Annotated in this window: 14 protein-coding genes; all 14 read right to left on the bottom strand. The window is 54.4% G+C overall.

Features of this window, described 5'->3' with window-relative positions:
- Positions 1–50: 50 nt before the first annotated feature.
- Positions 51–440 (bottom strand): VOC family protein, encoded by a 390-nt coding sequence (locus EYB31_RS07190; protein ID WP_131012612.1) that lies wholly within the window; start codon positions 438–440, stop codon positions 51–53.
- Positions 427–1,122: an alpha/beta hydrolase gene (locus tag EYB31_RS07185; protein ID WP_131012611.1), complete on the bottom strand. Its 696-nt coding sequence runs from the start codon at positions 1,120–1,122 to the stop codon at positions 427–429. Before EYB31_RS07185 ends, EYB31_RS07190 begins: the two co-directional genes overlap by 14 nt.
- Positions 1,119–2,066, bottom strand: coding sequence for an ADP-ribosylglycohydrolase family protein (locus tag EYB31_RS07180; protein ID WP_131012610.1), 948 nt, complete (start codon positions 2,064–2,066; stop codon positions 1,119–1,121). The genes EYB31_RS07185 and EYB31_RS07180 overlap by 4 nt, the downstream gene beginning before the upstream one ends.
- 271 nt (positions 2,067–2,337) lie before the next feature.
- Positions 2,338–3,108 carry a peptidylprolyl isomerase gene (locus tag EYB31_RS07175; RefSeq protein WP_131012609.1) on the bottom strand — a complete coding sequence of 257 codons (771 nt, stop codon included), beginning with the start codon at positions 3,106–3,108 and terminating at the stop codon, positions 2,338–2,340.
- A 70-nt stretch (positions 3,109–3,178) separates the two neighbouring features.
- Positions 3,179–5,980 carry a transglycosylase domain-containing protein gene (locus EYB31_RS07170; RefSeq protein ID WP_131012608.1) on the bottom strand — a complete coding sequence of 934 codons (2,802 nt, stop codon included), beginning with the start codon at positions 5,978–5,980 and terminating at the stop codon, positions 3,179–3,181.
- Positions 5,981–6,117: 137 nt separating this feature from the next.
- Entirely contained in the window at positions 6,118–6,360 is a 243-nt protein-coding gene (gene hfq, locus EYB31_RS07165; RefSeq protein ID WP_131012607.1) for an RNA chaperone Hfq, read from the bottom strand.
- A 26-nt stretch (positions 6,361–6,386) separates the two neighbouring features.
- Positions 6,387–7,328 carry a tRNA (adenosine(37)-N6)-dimethylallyltransferase MiaA gene (gene miaA / locus EYB31_RS07160; RefSeq protein WP_240762173.1) on the bottom strand — a complete coding sequence of 314 codons (942 nt, stop codon included), beginning with the start codon at positions 7,326–7,328 and terminating at the stop codon, positions 6,387–6,389.
- Entirely contained in the window at positions 7,325–8,098 is a 774-nt protein-coding gene (locus EYB31_RS07155; RefSeq protein ID WP_131012605.1) for a class I SAM-dependent methyltransferase, read from the bottom strand. Before EYB31_RS07155 ends, miaA begins: the two co-directional genes overlap by 4 nt.
- Positions 8,099–8,101: 3 nt before the next feature.
- A complete protein-coding gene (gene mutL / locus EYB31_RS07150) occupies positions 8,102–10,147 on the bottom strand; it encodes a DNA mismatch repair endonuclease MutL (RefSeq protein ID WP_131012604.1) in 2,046 nt (681 codons plus the stop codon).
- A 56-nt stretch (positions 10,148–10,203) separates the two neighbouring features.
- Positions 10,204–11,655, bottom strand: a complete 1,452-nt coding sequence (locus EYB31_RS07145) for a S41 family peptidase (RefSeq protein ID WP_131012603.1) — start codon at positions 11,653–11,655, stop codon at positions 10,204–10,206.
- A 68-nt stretch (positions 11,656–11,723) separates the two neighbouring features.
- The gene (gene mutS, locus EYB31_RS07140; RefSeq protein WP_131012602.1) at positions 11,724–14,477 is read right to left on the bottom strand and encodes a DNA mismatch repair protein MutS; all 2,754 of its coding nucleotides are present in this window, start codon (positions 14,475–14,477) and stop codon (positions 11,724–11,726) included.
- An 80-nt stretch (positions 14,478–14,557) separates the two neighbouring features.
- The gene (locus EYB31_RS07135; protein ID WP_131012601.1) at positions 14,558–15,994 is read right to left on the bottom strand and encodes a putative amidoligase domain-containing protein; all 1,437 of its coding nucleotides are present in this window, start codon (positions 15,992–15,994) and stop codon (positions 14,558–14,560) included.
- 213 nt (positions 15,995–16,207) lie between these two features.
- A complete protein-coding gene (locus tag EYB31_RS07130) occupies positions 16,208–16,777 on the bottom strand; it encodes an outer spore coat protein CotE (protein ID WP_131012600.1) in 570 nt (189 codons plus the stop codon).
- 73 nt (positions 16,778–16,850) lie between these two features.
- Positions 16,851–17,813 carry an aromatic acid exporter family protein gene (locus tag EYB31_RS07125; RefSeq protein WP_131012599.1) on the bottom strand — a complete coding sequence of 321 codons (963 nt, stop codon included), beginning with the start codon at positions 17,811–17,813 and terminating at the stop codon, positions 16,851–16,853.
- Positions 17,814–17,900 lie beyond the last annotated feature (87 nt).

Here is a 17,900-nt window from a genome sequence, read left to right as displayed (position 1 = left end):
TAAAAGCAGCGACTGCTCTCCATTTCATAAACCCCTGGTTAGTTTCAAAATTAGTTCCAAACTTTCATACGCCCGGCTAAACTGCCGGTATTCCACTCCAGCTGTGTTCCGTCAGGGTCCAAGAAGTTGACGACACGGCCGCCTCCCCGTTCGATCGGCCCTCTAACAATCGGAACGGCCGCTTGCTTCAACCTCTCTACCGCGGCATCGAACCCGCTGTTCTCGATCGATAATGCGACATGATCCACTCCATACGCCTCTTCCCCCGGCATCGGCTGCAGCTGCTTGCGCTCAAGCAAGCAAATCCATGCGGCACCCCACTCCAGGTAAGCGTCGGTCCGTCCTTGGTGCACGAGTTCCATCCCAAGTATACCGCAGTAAAATGCAAGAGACGCGGTCAAATCGGACACGCGGATCGTAACATGGTTAAAACCTTTCACGGCGTAATTCACGCTCCTGTCCCAAAAACAACCCTACCGTTCGAAAAAGCGATTCCGCTTCCGCCTCGTAACAAATCATATGCCTGGAGTTCGGATACATATACAGCTGCTTCGGACCTGCCAGCCTGTTCATAATGTAATGGGCGCTCCGCGGATGGATGATCGGGTCCAGCTCCCCTTGAGCGACCAGCGTAGGTACCGTCACCTCGGCAAATTCAGGCCGCAGCGCATGTCCAAGCTGCATAAATTGATGAAGCGCGCGCAGCGGCGTTCGGGTCGCTTTATTCCAATCGCGGAAGCGGTCTCCGCGCAGTATGCGGCTGCCGATCTCGTTGACCATGCGGCGCGGGCTTACATAAATGACGGCGGCGTTCAGCAGAACGAGCCTCCGCACCGGATAGCGGTTCGCCAAATAAGCGGCTAGTAGACCGCCCATCGAAAAACCGACGACATCAAACTGGCCGTAACGGAAGCTCAATTGCTCCGCTTCGATTTCCGAAGCGCGAACCCATTCCTGCCATCCCGCCGTTTTTAACCCATGGAGCTGCCTGTCGTGGCCGGGCAATGTGTACAAGCGGCAATAAGTGCCGTTTGTTTCCAAATAACGGGCCAAAGGCTCCACTTCATACGGACCGCCGGTAAATCCGTGAATGAGCAAACAAGGCGTCTGCGAACCGTTCATAACGCAGCCTCCTGCTCGCCTTCCAGCAGCCTGTCGGCAAGCCGTTCAATGAATTCGCGTTTCGCCAGCTTGGCTATCCAATCGGCCGGAATCGCCGCTTCCCCATAATATGCGCCTGCCAATTGCCCGTAGATTGCCGCCGTCGTATCCGCGTCGTCTCCCAGATTGGCCGCGAGATGGCAGCCTTCCCGGAAATCGCCGCTGTTGTAAAATGCCCATAACGCCGCTTCCAGCGATTGAACGACATAACCCGAACCTTTAATCTCCGGCGGATTCCGGCGTTTATACGAACCGGAAGCGACCTCTCCGATTTCCGGCACTAACCTGTATGTATCCCAAATCCCCGGCAGCGGAGCGTACCGGTCGGCCAGCAGTTCTTCTTTGCTTTCCCCCGACAAGGCCCCTACCAGCAGGCCGCCGAAAAACCGGCATGCATCGATAGCTGCGGCGGCGCCATGGGTCGTGAGCGAGCTGTCGCCGCATTTGATAATCGCCGCGTGCGGATCTGCCGCGTAAAACATAGCGGCCGGAGCAAGCCGCATCAACGAGCCGTTGCCTGCGGTCAGCGGGCTGAGCGAGCCGCAGAAAGGCTCGCCGGTCCGTTCAAAGCGCTCCAAGGCGGTACGTACCGTATTGCCAATGTCGAAGCACTCGCCGGTGCTGCTTAGGTAACCTTCGCGATACCATTTGACGTAGCGCTGCATTTGATCCAGCGGGTGAAAACCGCCGCATGCCAGCAAGCTCTCCGCCAAACATAACGCCATCGACGTATCGTCCGTCCATTGTCCCGGGAGCAAATTAAACGGCCCTCCGCCGATCATATCCCGTATGGGCTCAAAACTCCCCGGCTCGCGAAATTCCAGCGTTGTCCCGACTGCGTCCCCCACAGCCAGGCCAAGCAAGCAACCGCGGTATCTTTCTGAACGCGTTAACGTGTTATTCATCTTAAGTCAAGTCTCCTCTCCCTGGCTGACCTCACTGTTTCCTGTCAAAAGCAGTTTATTCTTCTGCAGCCCGATACAGAATACTTCCCGAAAATCCATCCCTCATCGGCGGGACGACGTGTCCGTGTCAGCGGCCGCTTGGCTCGCTTTTTCCCCAGCCTCTTGTGTTGCATCACCTAAGCTAGCGATTTTCGTATCAGCGGCCGTTTAGTCCGCCATCCAGGTGCAAAAAAGCAGCGCTATGAGCTGCGCTGCTTCTTGGCTTGCCGTTTTATTTCTCAGCGATGCTGACCGATTGAATGGTTACTTTTTCTTTTGGCGTGCTGCCTTCTCCCGAAGGATCAACCGGAGTTTCCGCAATCTTCTGCACAACGTCCATGCCTTCCACCACTTTGCCAAAAATCGTGTAGTTCGGCATTTGGTTCAAGTTTTTGCTGTCATCGCCGGTACAGATGAAAAACTGGCTTCCGTTGGTGTTCGGACCTGCATTGGCCATCGCGACGATGCCCGGTTCGTATTTATGGGTCGTTGTTTTCAGCTCATCTTCGAATTTATAGCCGGGACCGCCGCGGCCCGTTCCCGTAGGATCGCCCGTTTGCACCATAAACGTTTTGATGATGCGGTGGAACACAACGTTGTTATAGAACCCTTCCTTCGATAAAAACACGAAGTTGTTAACCGTTTTAGGAGCATCTTTGGCAAACAAATCGATTTTAAACGTGCCTTTGGATGTCGTGACCGTTGCCTGGTACGTCTTATTCGCATCGATCTGCATCGCCGGCGGTGTAGTCCAGCTTTTGGACTGGCTTTGCGCATTATTGTTTGCAGGCTGCTGGGACTGTGCGCCGGTTTGTTGACCGCCGCTGGCGGCCCCGCCCGCCTGACCTTGAGTACTTGTTTGACTGCCGGAAGTTTGCCCTGAGGCGCCGCCTCCTCCGGCAAGCGTCTGGTTTTTTTCGGCGTTTTTTGTTCCGCAGGCCGAAAGCGCAAGCGCTAATACCGTAACTGCTGCAATGAATTTCCATGATCGAACTGCTTTCATCTAACTAGTGTCAACTCCAATCTGTCGATTTGTAATTTCCATTATACAACAGACAAGAAAAAATCGGAAATTATCGGGCAGGCTGCTGTGCCTGCGGCAGCTTCTCCGTCTGCGGCTGTGTGGCGCCGCCGGCGCCCGGCGTTGTAGCGGGGGTTGAAGCCGGTGTGCCGCTGCCTGCGGCAGGCGGATTCGTTGCTCCCGCACCGGTGCCTGGCTGCGCCGTACCGGTGTTGCCGCCGCCATTGCCGTTGTTGGCACCGTTGCCTGCTCCACCGGTCCCATGCCCGGCCCCGTTAGCCCCGCTGCCGTTGCCGTTGTTCCCTCCGGCGCCGGGTTTCGGCGAACCGCCTCCAGGCTGAGCCGTCCCGTTGCCGCCTGCACCGCCTCCAGGCGCAGTCTGGCCGGCGCCCGCTGGCCCGCCGCCGGGTGCCGGTTGCCCCGTTCCGGAGGCACCGTTACCGTTGCCGCCATTGCCGTTTCCTTGACCCGCGCCGGCTCCAGAACCGGGACCAATTGTCCCCGGCTGCGCTCCGTTATTGCCGGCGCCATTGCCCGGTTTCTTCCCGTCTCCGGGCTGTGTGTTGCCGGCGCCGCCAGGCTGGCCGTTGGCTCCCGGTACACCGTTACCCGGATTTAACGGATCAAGCGCGTTTTGCGGCACATCTACCTTTTCCACATTGGATTTATCGCTATCCGTATTGTTTTCGGGATTAAATGCCGTTACGTAATACTGGTAGGAGCCCGGGTTTACCGTAATATCGCGAATCTCGGTTCCCGTTGTCGTTGTGACCAGTTGAAAATCTTTCTCTTTCTCTTCCTTGCGGTACAACTTATAGCTTAATTTATCGCCAAGCCCCGACCAGGTCAGCTTCACGGAAGGCTTCTGCTCTATCACCAGTTCGGCTTTCAAATCGCCGATCGCTTTCGGCGGCGCCGTTAAATCCGCTACGCCATCCGGTTTGACGAACTGGGTTTTCGGCCGCCCGGCCAGCGCCTTGGACATCACTTCTTTAAAAATCGCCGCCGGCATCGAACCGCTGGTTGTCAGCACGTAATGTTTCGTATCCGTCTTCTCAAAGCCCATCCACACCGCAGCGCTCCACTCCGGCGTATAGCCGGCAAACCAGACGTCGCGGTTGAACTTCTCAAGACCCTTCAGGTCAAGCTGGGTTGTGCCCGTCTTGCCCGCAACCGGCCGGTCGAATTTGGCCGCCGTACCGGTGCCGCCCGGCTCGACAACCCCTTGCAGCAGCTGCGTCATGTACCATGCCGTTTTGGCGCTCATCGCCGGGGCATCGCGTTTGGCCTTGTACGATGCAACCTCCGTACCGTCGCCGTCGACAATTTTCAGAACGGCATGAGGTTTGTTGTAATACCCCTGATTGGGAAATGCGGCATAAGCCGCAGCCAACTGCAGAGGGGTTACGCCTTTGGTCATACCGCCAAGCGCGATAGCGAGGTTGTTGTCCTGCGGATCAAACGTGATGCCCAGCTTGCTGGCAAACGCCTTGGCCGTGCTGATCTTAATCTCGTTCAGCAGCCAGACCGCCGGCGCGTTGATGGAACGGCGCACTGATTCGAACATATCGACTTCGCCTTGATACACCCCGTCATAGTTGCGCGGAGAATAACTGCCGCCGTAAGTCGTCTCTTCATCTTTCAGCTTGCTGTAAGGCGTGTACTTGCCGCTCTCCAGCGCCGGGCCGTAATCGATGATCGGCTTAAACGAAGATCCCGGCTGGCGTGCTCCCCGCGGATCGGCCGCGCGGTTCAGGCCCTTCTTCACATAATCCCGTCCGCCGATCATCGCCACGATGCCGCCGTCTTTGTTATTGACGATCGCCATGGAGCTTTGAATTTTTTGCTCCGGACCGTCCTTTTGAAAGAACTTTTCGTTTGCATACGTCGTTTCCATGATTTTCTGGGCGTTCGCATCGATCGTCGTATAGATTTTGTAGCCGCTGCGCAGCAGATCGTCCTCCGACAGACCATACTGTTCGGTCGCTTCCTTCAGGACATAATCAGTGACCGTCAAATAATCCTTTTTGCCCGTATCTTTCGGAGGCACATATTCGACAGCTGCGGCCTTGTTTTTCTCGTCCTCCGTAATATATCCCTGATCGAACATCAGCTTCAGCACGACCCCGCGCCGCTCCTTCGACTTCTCCGGACTGTCGATCGGGTTGAAATTGCCCGGAGATTTCGGTATGGCGGCCAGCGTCGCCATCTGCCACAGCTCAAGTTTCTTCAAATCGGACACGCCAAAATACTTTTTCGCCGCCGCCTTCACTCCATAAGCGCCATTGGCAAAAAAGATCCGGTTCAAATATTTCTCCAATATCTCGTCCTTGGTAAAATTGCCCTCCAGCGCCACCGCAATCGACATTTCCGTCGCTTTACGGAAAAACGTTTTGTTGGAACTCAAAAATACGTTTTTGGCCAGCTGCTGTGTAATCGTACTGCCGCCTTCAACGGCGCTGCGGTTCACAACGTCCTTGACCAGCGCCCGGCCCACCGCCACAAAATCGATGCCGGAGTGCTGATCGAACCTGCGGTCCTCGGTCGCTTTGAACGCCTGCTGCAATTTATCCGGTATTTCGCTGAACGTCACAAGCTCGCGGTTCTCCCTGTACATCACGGTCATTTCATTTCCGTTGACATCATATAAATGCGAGGCTTCGTCCATATCCAGCTTATCGATATTTTGTTTCAGAATGGTGTTGCCGTTATAAATGATGACCGCATATAATCCAAGCGCGCCAATCACGCCAAGCGCACCTGCGACGACGAGACCGGCAACTACCTTGCCTGCAGTAATTTTCGTTTTTTTCTTCGGTTTCTTTGCGGTTGTCTGTTTTTTCTTCTCCGCCATAATCCAAGACTCCCCTCCGCGCTCCCCTTGAAGCAAAAGAACAACCCTAAGATTTAAGGTTGCTCTGCTCTTGCCTAATATAGACGTGCCAACGCATTAAAAAGTTGCTTAAAATGGCGGCTCGCAAGGATAACGCATTAATGATCAGAATTGTCCTGCTGCTGCATCAAAGATACGGGTCTTTGCGGTGTAAACGTAGAAATCGCATGCTTGTATACCATTTGCTGACGTCCTTCACTGTCGATAATGATGGTGAAGTTATCAAAAGCGCGAATCAGGCCCCGAATTTGGAAACCGTTCGTCAAGTAAACGGTTACCGGTATATTGTCTTTGCGCAGCTGGTTCAAAAATGTGTCTTGAATATTGATCGATTTGTTCATAAATAAAGGGGCCCCCTTCAAATTGGTCATGTCAGCTTTTCTGCTATTATAGCATGTATCGCCTCGATATGGGCAGAAAAATTTGCCTGGTCGGTTACATCCACCCACTGTATATCCTTCATATGACGAAACCAGGACAGCTGCCTTTTGGCAAAATGACGCGTATCGCGTTTCAGCAGTGTCACGGCTTCCTCCAGGGAATACGTTCCGTGTAAATAGGCGGCGATTTCCTTATAGCCTAGCCCTTGCATAGAGATCAGGTCCATCCCGTATCCCTGGTCAAGAAGCTGCTTCACTTCACCGACTAATCCTTGCTCCAGCATTCCGTCAATGCGCTGTTCAATACGTTTATATAGCAAATCGCGGTCCATTGTCAACCCGACGATACATAGTTCGTAAGGAGACTCTTTTTTCTGGCCGGCGAGCTGCTCCGACATTTTCATTCCAGTCGTGTGAAACATTTCCAGTGCGCGGATTACGCGCCGCTGATCATTCGGATGAATCCGCTGCGCCGTCTCCGGATCGATCTCCTGCAGCTTGCGGTGCAGCGCCTCATCTCCATGTTCAAGCGCATACAGCCGCTGCTCCTCGCGAAACGCCTCATCCATCCCGCGCTCGGCAAATTGGTAATCGTAACATACCGATTCGACGTACAAGCCAGTGCCGCCCACAATAAATGGCAGCTTTCCTCGGCCGCTGATTTCGTCAATCAGCGTTCGCGCGCGTTCCTGAAATTCGGCAACCGAAAACGGATAATCCGGCATATGAATGTCGATCAGATGATGAGGAATAAGACTGCGCTCTTCCTCGGTCGCTTTGGCAGTCCCGATATCCATTCCGCGGTACACCTGCATCGAATCGCCGGAAATAATTTCACAGTTGTAGGTTTGCGCCAATTCCAGGCTCAATCTGGTTTTCCCGACGGCCGTCGGACCGACCAATACGAGAAGTTTTGCTGCATTACTCAAAGACGGATCACTCCAAATGCTATTTTCGGCGATGCTTTCACAAAATCGGTAAAATTCAGCCGTTTCCATTCGCTGCTTCGGGTGATCTCTTTCATCACAACCGCCTTGCGCGCGACACGGCACGCCTCTTCCAGCGTCCGGCTCGCCAGTTCTCCGCCGTTAGCCAGCCCGCGCAGCGGACTAATCGAGCTGGATTCATGAATCGGCTGTCTGAACATCGGATCAAAATAGACGATATCGACGCTTTTGCTGTCCGCCTGACGCAAATAATCGTCATGGTTGGCATGCAGCAGCTCCACCCGCCTCATCGCTTCGTTCAACGCCTTGACTTCGTACACGTACCGCTTCAAGCCTTCGCGCACGACATATTGAATCACCTGCTCGCTTTCGAGCGCGGTCACGCGCCCTTCGGGGCCAACCGCGTGAGCTAAGACGATGGAATCGGAAGCAAGACCGGCCGTGCAGTCCAGCACGGTGTCACCCTTCCTGACGTCTGCGGCGGTAAGCAGCGTATCTCCTTCCCCGCGCAGCAGCCGTTTTACGCGAACGGCGGCCATGCTCGGATGGAAATAAAAAACCGGCTGATCATTCTGATGATACTCTAACCGCTCTCTCGACACAAGCAGGATGGCTCTGTCATCATGATGGGCCATCAGCTTGGCAAGCGAATTGCGGCCTCTTGCGACCCACTTGGCATGCAGTTCGGCTGCCGCCGCTTGGGCGGAAGCCGTCACTTGCTCCGTCGGATCGGAAGATGTTGTAACAAGCATGTCTTACATCACCCGCTTAAACATTTTTTCCAGCTCATAAGTAGAGAAGCTGATCACAATCGGCCTCCCGTGAGGACAAGTATAAGGATTTTTGCAGGCTGCGAGCTTGTCGAACAGCGCCTCCATCTCCAATAAACTTAAAGAGAAGTTGGCTTTGATCGAAGCCTTGCAGGAGCACATGATGGCCGCTTTCTCGCGCAGCTTGGCAATATCAAGCGACTTCCGCTCCGAAAGCGCCCATTCCACCATTTCTTCGATGATGGCCTGCTCTTCGCCTTGAGGCATCCAATGGGGATAAGCCCTCACTATAAAGGTATTGCCCCCGAAATAGTCAAGGTAAACCCCGGCCTGCTCAAATAATTGCAATTTGCTTTTCAACCGTTCGGCTTCCGCCGACGTAAATTCCAGCGTAATCGGCACAAGCAGCTCCTGGCTGGCCGTCTGCGGGCGGCCGAACAGCTCGTAATACTTTTCATAATTGATCCGCTCATGGGCCGCATGCTGGTCCATAAGAAACAAGCCTTCTTCGTTTTGCGCCACGATATACGTTCCGTGCAGTTGACCAATCGGAGTCAGAACGGGAAAAGCCGGCAATGCCGGAGGAGCTTCCTCCGGATCGGGCGCAACCGCCTGCAGAAACGCCTCGTTAGCTCTAACCGCCGATGTCGCGGCAGCAGGCGCCGTATTTCGAGCGAATGACTCGGCTGTTCTGCCTGGGCCTGACTGCCGATAGGAATCGCCGTTGAACTTGCCCTCGCGGCTGCCTTCGTTGCGGACAAAGCTTGAAGCGGCCGCTCCCGGCTGCTCCGGGGCTTGCCGCCCCTCTCCCGCCTGCTGGCCGAAGGAACTGTAGGACCGGGGCGAGACCGGCTCGTCCCGCTGTTCGGCGGCAAGCTTAGACGGAGCTGAACCCGCGTATCCTCCGGTTCCCCGCTCCTGATCTGCCCTGCCGTTCGCAAACACGTCTCCTTGAGGAGAGTCCATCTGCTGCGGACGGTACAATTCCATCTGCTCTTGTATCGCCGCCGCTTTTGGCTTTTGCTGCACGCTGGGTATAAGCACCTGCTTGTTCAGCAGCGCGTGCGCCTGCTGGCTGATAAATTGAATCAGCTCCTGCTCTTTACTGAAGCGCACCTCCAGTTTGGACGGGTGCACGTTGACGTCGACGAGCTCGGGAGACATGTTCACATGCAGTACCGCAAGCGGGAACCGGTTGATCGGCAGCAAGGTGTGATACCCTGTCAGCAGCGCCTGGGCGACGGCGTAATTGCGAATATATCTGCCGTTGATGACCGTAGAGATGCCGCTGCGGCTTGCGCGGGTAAACTCCGGTTTCGATATGTAACCCCGGATCGTATAATCCAGGTTTTCGCCTTGTATGGGCAGCATGTTTTTGGCAGTGGACGTGCCGTACACGGCAGCGATGACCTGCAGGACATCGCCGTTGCCAAGCGTCTGCAGCAGCGTATTGCCATTGTGGCGCAAAGTGAAGGCAATACCCGGATGGGCAAGCGCAAGCCGGTACATATAATCCGAGACATGGCTTAACTCCGTCTGGATCGTTTTCATATATTTCAACCGCGCCGGAGTGTTGTAGAACAACTCGCGCACCGCGATATCGGTCCCGCGCGGCGAAGCGGTTTCCCCTACGCTGCGAATCGTTCCGCCTTCGATCACGATTTTGCGTCCAAGCCCCGATTGATCGGATGAAGTCGTACATTCCACCTTCGAGACAGCTGCGATACTGGGCAAAGCCTCGCCGCGGAATCCCAATGTCCGGATCGAAAACAAGTCTTTGCCGCTGGCGATTTTGCTTGTGGCATGGCGGAAGAAAGCCACTTCGCTGTCGGCCGCGTCCATGCCTGTCCCGTTATCGGTGACGCGGATCAGCGTAAGTCCGCCTTCCTCAATGGCCACGTCAATTTTCGTGCTGCCGGCGTCGATCGCATTTTCGACCAATTCCTTGACGACAGACGAGGGGCGTTCCACCACCTCGCCCGCCGCGATCTGGTTGGCGACATGCTCGTCCAATATTTGAATTTTTCCCATAGCGGAAGCATTTCCTTTCCGAAAATAGTCGCCCGCGCCAATAATTTCTTAAGAACTTACTGGACGGATAACTTCAGCACTCCGCCGTCCTGCGACCATTTCAATTGCTTGAATGTATCCGCGAACTTGCTGACGTCAATAAAGCTGGTGCCTTCCTGATTCAACGAATCGCCGGACTCGGCAGTGGAAAATGCGGCGCTGATATCCCCAGCCGCAACAACCACGGACTTGTCCGCTTCGTTCCAGCTGACGTCCGCTCCCACAAGCGCCGCCAGCACGCGTGACGGAATATAAGTGCGTCCATTTTGGCTGACGATATTAAAGCTGTCGTTTAATTCATAGCTATTTAGCGACGTGTTTCTGCGGTTCTGCTCCAAAGTAAAGCTGGTCAGCCCTGCAGTGCGAAGGGCCGTAATCAACTGCGGCACTTCTCCTTGAGACTCAATGTCCGGAGTCAAGCCGACTTTGTTCACCTTGCGCATATTTGGCGTCAAATACTCTTCGATCGTTACTTTCAGAGCGCCGCCGTTCGCCAGCGGATAAACGGACTGCACGCTGCCTTTGCCGAACGTTTTGGTGCCGACGACTTTCACATGATTGTAATCCTGCAGCGCGCCGGTCAGCACTTCAGAAGCACTGGCGCTGTATTCGTCAACCAGCATGACGACCGGAAATGGCTGTGTTGCGCCTCCTTGGATCAGCACCGGATCGTCGACGTTGTCGCGGTCTTTGGTATGAATCAACACGCCTTCTTTAATGAACAGCTTGGAAATATTAAGCGCCGAATCGAGCAGTCCACCCGGATTGTTACGCAAATCGATAAGCAGCGTCTTTAAGCCCTGCTGCTTCAAAGTGTCCAAATTGCTGGCAAACAGCTCGTCCGCTTCGGCCGAAAAGCTGCTCACATTGATATACCCAACGCCGTTAGCGAACATATGGCTGGTCACGACGGGAATTTGCACCTGCTTGCGGGTTGTTTTTACATCAAAGCTGCTGTCTCCCCGTTTGATTGTCAAATTGACTTCCGTGCCGGCCGTGCCCAAGATGGTGCTGATGACGTCGTCCAGCTTCTTCCCTGCGGTAGCAGCGCCCTCCACCTTGGTAATAATATCGCCGCGTTTGATGCCCGCTGCTTCGGCGGAGGAGCCGCCGAATACTTGCACGATCAGAATGCCGTCTTTATCTTCACCAACGCGGACACCAATCCCGACATAGTTTTGCTCCAGGCTGTCGGTAAATTGCTGCCATTCGTTTTTGGTAAAGTAAACGGTATAAGGGTCTTTCAGCGAATCGACCATGCCTTTAATCGCGGCCGTCGACAAATTGTCCGCACTTGGGGCGCTGACATGGTTTTGCTGCAGCATGTCCAAGATTTCCTTCACCTGGTCCGCCGAACTGGAGGTGGCGTTTGCATCCGCGGCAAAAGCGGAGAAAGGAGTCAGCATCATCAATACAATCGCAGCCGATACCGATTTTTTCAATCGGGAAGCCATCGTTAATTTTTTCATCGGAAGTCATCCTTTATATGATTTATTATTAATGCCATTAACTCTTAAAGGTTGTTCAAAAAGCCGCTTTATATTTTTTGTTTCAGTTCATATAAAAAGTTCATTGCCTGAAGTGGCGTCATATTGATCAAATCGGCCATCTTCACCTTCTCCAGCAGCTCGTCCGCTTTGCGGTCGCGCGCCGGATCGTGCTTGCCGCGCTGCCCCTTGGCCGGTGGCTGCTCGTCGCTGAACAAGCTCAGCTGCACCGCATTGTGCAGCTGCTGTGCGGATGCTTCCGCCGCAGTCGTCTGGCTGCTGTCCGTCTTATAGGCGAGCGGCGGCTCTTGCGCCGTATGCCGCGCCTGCGGCGAAACCGCCGGCTCCGCCGATAACAGCCCGGCGGTCGCCTGGCTATCCGCGGCAGCCGTCTGCGATTGTGCGACAGCCAGCTCGGCGCGCGCTTCGAACGAATTCAGCAGGTCATACGAGCGCTGAATGATCGAGTCCGGCAGCCCGGCGATTTGCGCGCAATAAATGCCGTAGCTGGTGCTTGCGGCGCCGGGAATCAGCTTGCGCAGGAACGTCACCTGGCGGCCGCTTTCTTTGACCGCCATACAGTAATTGCGCAGTTGACCGAGGCTCTCTTCCAGATGCGCCAGCTCGTGAAAATGCGTCGATACAAGCGTCTTGCAGCCGACTTTATCGTGAAGATGCTCGATAACCGCCTGGGCGATCGCCATGCCTTCGCCGGTCGAGGTACCCCGGCCCAGCTCGTCGATAATGACAAGACTGCGCGCTGTCGCTTTTTCGCACATCACTTGAATGTCCATCATTTCGACCATAAACGTGCTTTGCCCGCCGATCAAGTCGTCTGCCGCCCCAATACGCGTGAAGATGCGGTCGATGACCGGAACTCGCGCCTTCAGGGAAGGGACAAAGCAGCCGATTTGCGCCATGATGCATATAATCGCAACCTGCCTCATGTAGGTGCTTTTACCGGCCATGTTGGGACCGGTGATCAGCAGCATGCTGCCCGCCTCTTGCGACAGCTTGGTTTCATTGGCGATAAATAACCCGCCGGTCATCACCGCTTCGACGACCGGGTGGCGGCCCTCTTCGATCAGCAGCTCGAAACCGCCGTCGACCTCGGGTTTTCTGAATTGATGCGACGCGCTGACAGTGCCAAACGATTGCAGCACGTCGATCGAAGCGACGATTTCCGCCAACTGCTGCAGGCGAGATACTTGTGAAGCCAGCTTGTCCCGCAGCTCAACGAAAAGCTCATATTCCAAATCGACCATTTTATCTTCGGCTTCGAGAATCAGCGCTTCTTTTTCCTTCAGCTCGGGTGTGACGAACCGTTCCGCGCCGGCGAGCGTCTGCTTGCGCTCGTACCGCCCCTCCGGGAGCACTCCAAGATTGGACCGGGTCACTTCAATGTAATAACCAAACACCTTATTAAACCCGATCTTGAGCGATTTGACGCCGGTCGCTTCACGTTCCTTCCGCTCCAGCTCGGCGATCCATACTTTGCCGCTGATATTCGCTTCCTTTAATTGGTCGAGACGTTCATGGTAACCCATCTTCAGCATCCCGCCGTCGCGCACGGAAACCGGAGGCTCGTCCACAATGGCGGTCTCAATCCACCCGGCGATATCGTCGCAGACGTCCATCCCGGCGCTCAGCCGGGCTAGCGTTTCCGAGCCGGACGTTGCGCACAGCTCCTTAAGCCCGGGCATCTGCAGCAGCGATACCTTCAAAGCGAGCAGGTCGCGCGCATTTGCGCTGCCGTATGCGATCCGCGCCGTAAGGCGCTCCAGATCATACACCAGCTTAAGCTGCTGCCGCAGCTCCTCGCGTACGATCAACTGGCTGTACAGCTTATCCACCGCTTCCAGCCGCTCATTGATTTTGACCATGCTCATCAGCGGTTTCTCGATCCAGCGGCGAAGCAAGCGTCCCCCCATGGCGGTGACGGTTTTGTCGAGCAGCCACAGCAGCGTGCCTTTTTTGCCGCGGTCCCATACCGTTTCGACAAGCTCCAGATTGCGCCGGGTAAACGGGTCCATAATCATGTATTGGCTTTGCTCGTAACGCCGGATATGCTTAATATGCGTAAGCGACCGTTTTTGCGTCTCCTGCAAATAACTCATCAGCAGACTGATTGCATGCAGCGACAGCGGTTCGACCCTCTGGCGCTCGCCTTCGGCAAAATGCCCGTCCACGTTAAATTCCTGCTTAGTCCAAGGCGTCCACGATACGCCTTTCATCCAAGCCGCCGCTTGCCCGCGAATCGTCTCCAGAAGCTGCTCGGAGCCAAGCACCTCCGACGGATTGTAGACGTTGATTTCATCAAGCAGCAGCTCCAGCGAGCCTTCCAGCAGCGTCGTATGAAGCTCTCCGGTCGATATGTCGCAGGCGGTCAAACCGAAATTGCCGGCCTGCTCGGCGATGGCAATAATGTAATTGTTCGCGGTTTCCCCCAGCGATCTCGCATCCATAACCGTGCCGGGCGTTACGATCCGCACAATTTCCCGGCGGACCACTCCTTTGGCTTCGGCGGGATTCTCGACCTGCTCGCATATCGCAACCTTGTAACCTTTTTCTACCAGTTTGGCGATATAGTTCTCCGCGGAATGATAGGGTACGCCGCACATCGGAATGCGTTCCTCCATCCCGCCTTCGCGGCCGGTCAGCGTAATTTCCAGCTCTCTGGACGCGTTAACCGCATCCTCAAAAAACATTTCATAGAAATCGCCTAAACGGAAAAACAAAAAAGCATCAGGCACCTCGGCCTTGACGCCAAGGTATTGCTCTATCATAGGCGTATACTTAGCCATCCGACTTCCTCCAGCACGTTCAAAAAAATAACAGCAGCAACTGCCGACACAGCCAACTTCCCGCGGCCGTATATCATCTATTATACCATGATTTGATAGTCCGCGGAGCTTTTCTCGTTTGCGGGCGTTATTTTCCACCGTTTGCGGAAATCAACTTGTTCGTCCCAGCTCTTCATATCCATGACCAGCTTTTTAAAAGGCTCAAGATAAGCCCGGTACTGCGCATAAGAAGGCAGTGCCTCGAGCTCGCCCCACAGACCTGTCACGATGTCCCGCAAGGCCGCTTTGTCGCCGTTATAATAAGAGACTTGCACATCCGCATACTGCAGCGGCAGACGCGTAAGCTCCAGGTAATGAGTCGCGACCAGCTTTGCCAAAGCCAACGTCCCCTTGGTGACGGCAGGCGACAGGATCCAGCTTGGCAGCGTCCGGTATTCGAACCTGAGAGAGGACTTTCGGCGGAAATCGCCCAAAAACCCGTATTTCGGGCGTCTTTGTCCGGTCGTGACGTCCTCCAGCAAAAGCAGCGGCAGCGCCACATAATTGTCAAGCGCCCTCAGCAAATGCACGTTAAGCTGCACATTGCCAAAATGAATATGGCCTCCCAGCGGAAAACCTTTAACAGGCATGCCTCCGGCAAGCCACTCCAGCGAGGAGTCGCCGATTTTGCGCGCAGCCAGCTGCATCGTGCGCTGAAGGTTGATGATCAATTCGCGGATATCGGGGCTTGGCAGCGGCCTCAGCTCGACAAGCGGATACACCTTGCTCCGGTCCGGCAGCACAATCGAATCGCAGCCCGCCTTGCCTTCTTTGTCCATAAATTGCGATGCAAAAACGACTTCACCGGCATGGTCCCTTAACAGGAACTCGGGGTCCATCCCGATGGTCAGCGGACGCTCGCGCAGTTCGCGCTCCCGCTGCAGTTCCTCCCCGTACCTGAACATGGCATCCGCGAACAATTCAGCCCACCGGCCCGTCAGCTTCGGCTCGGCATCGACACGCACAATATCCACCGGCTCCATCGCATCCCGTACACCGACGGTCACGATACCGTAATCAAGCCCAAGCGCATAAATCGCCTTCACCGCCTCCCGTTTGGCTCTTCCGGCATGGAAACCGGAAGCCCCCTCCATCTCGATGTAGCGAACCGGTTGGGGCTTAGAGCTGTGATAGAAGGTGGCGGTATGTCTTCTTTCAAATACGGCAAGCGGCTCCAGGTGGAACACAGGAATCTGGTACAAATAAGCGTAACCGGCAGCCGAAGGTTCCTTGTCCAACTCCGGCTTCATCCCGTGCAATCGCAATAACTGCGACGTCTTTGCGGCATTACGCGTGCGGAGAACGCTTTGCACGGGCTGAAGCCTGCGCTGGCCGGGCTGCTCCTGCACGAAGCCGCCCCATTGGATAAGCGTCTCGTAGGTACCCGGCTCCGGCGTAAGCGACGTATGCGGAATGGCAAGGCACTTGAGAAATTGCCTGAGCCGGGGTTCATTGGAATGAATAAAGGCTACGGTCATCACAGGCCTCCCTACTTGGCGACATGAACAAGAAAACCTCTAACTTGGCCGCAGGGCATAGGACGGCCGCGATTTAGAGGTTGCTTTTTTAAAAATAAGTTATGAATTTCGCGCCTATGCCCAAATTGTTGCTTGTTGCAAAAAGAGGGCTAATGCCCCCTGCCGAAAAGCCCTTCTCGGCATACAATGTGGTAAAGATAAAGAGCAGCCGGGTTAACTTAAGTCCTCATCCAGCATATCCGGATCGAGATCTTCAAAATCGCCCTCTTCGCCGCCATAAGCAAAATCAACCGATTTGTCGTCATCATCCCCGCATCCGCCCGGGCAAACGACAACGCAAACTTTTGTTTCGGCGATCATCTCCACCTTGAACTCGCGCTCAACACGAATCACGACACTGCTTCCGTTGGAGGAAACACTCGCTTCCACACAGTTGGGCTCTTGCGTGGCGTTAGCGGCAACTTCGGCCGAAGCCGGCTTATGTTTCTTGTCGAGAAAAGAGAGAGGGACGGCTTCTACATAGGAAACTGTTTCTTTCGCAACATCCGTTTTAGTATTTCTGTCATAGGAATACCAAATATTGATGTCGTAAGTACCCACCACTTCCACGCTATCCCCGGACTTCACCGCTTCATATTGATTGTTGATGATCCAGGCACCTAAAATGCTGGATGGCGCATATGGCGGAGTTACCGTGTGGCTGACTTGCGAAAATCGCCGTCCTCTGCCGCATACTGCTTTCGTATAGATCTCTCTGCACTGTAAATCTTTATCTAACGACATCCTTTCAACCTCCTCCATACAATCATTCATTACATTTGTATGCAGGACATTCGTCTAGGGTGACAAAAACTTTTTAAGAATCGTTTTTCTTTAATATTTTTTTCTTGTCTCTTCGAGATACGGACAAATATGTACTGAGCTCCATACATAATTGCAGCAGGGCCGAGCGGATTTCAAACTCCTCGCGGGTTGCGGGAAGCGGCATCTGCCTGTACTGCGCCTCAAGCGCAATCAATCTTTCTTCGGACCTTCCGGTATAGTATTCTACCTTCACGTCATGGCTTAATTCTTCGAAAATTTCTGCAAGCAGCGTGCCGTACGGCATCGTTTCATAAATTTGGGCGATCAGTTGAAGCATGCGGTCGACCTGGTCCAGCTGGGTGTCGCGCATTTCAAAATAAATCAGCCACTGCGTATCCGCCCCAAACAGCGCATTCTCAATCGAGCGCCGCGCAAGCAATTTGCCTTTCTCCACGATCCGATGGGCGTCCAGCAGCTCGTGACCGGACCAAATATGAGCCGATTCTTTGAGATGCATGGAAAACTCCTTGAAAATCACGGAAAACGACGCTTCCAATTCCGTCCTGAGCTGCGTCAGATCTTTATCCGCATTAGGCATATAAATAATGTTAATCAGCGTGGAAACGCCCAAACCTACAATTAACAGGCCAATTTCGTTAAAAATAAGCCACGGCTCCACCGATTCCGCGAGGTACAGATGGAACATCACCACCGAACTGGTGACGACGCCGTCGCGCAGCTTCAGCCTGGACAAGATCGGATACAAACCGAGAATATAAATAGCAATCACCCAAACGTGAAAGCCGAATATCCAGAACAGCAAGGAAGCGTATAACAATCCGAGCACCGAAGCGGTGGTCCGCTGGAACACGCTGTTTAGCCCTTTTCTCTTCGTGACCTCAATTCCGAGAATGGCCAGCAGCCCGGCCGATACCGGTGAATGCAGCTGAACCGCTTGGGCGATATAAATGGCGAGCACGACGGCTAATGCTGTTTTTAGAATGCGAATGCCCACGAGCAAACCTCTTTCTGTAAGTAACTATCGGCAGTACCGATAGTGTACTCCATTTGCCCAATCTCTTTCAATATGTTTAAACCCCTG

The organism is Paenibacillus thalictri (genome assembly GCF_004307995.1).
In the GTDB taxonomy this organism is placed as follows: domain Bacteria; phylum Bacillota; class Bacilli; order Paenibacillales; family NBRC-103111; genus Paenibacillus_AF; species Paenibacillus_AF thalictri.
This window is presented reverse-complemented; position numbering and strand designations above follow the sequence as displayed.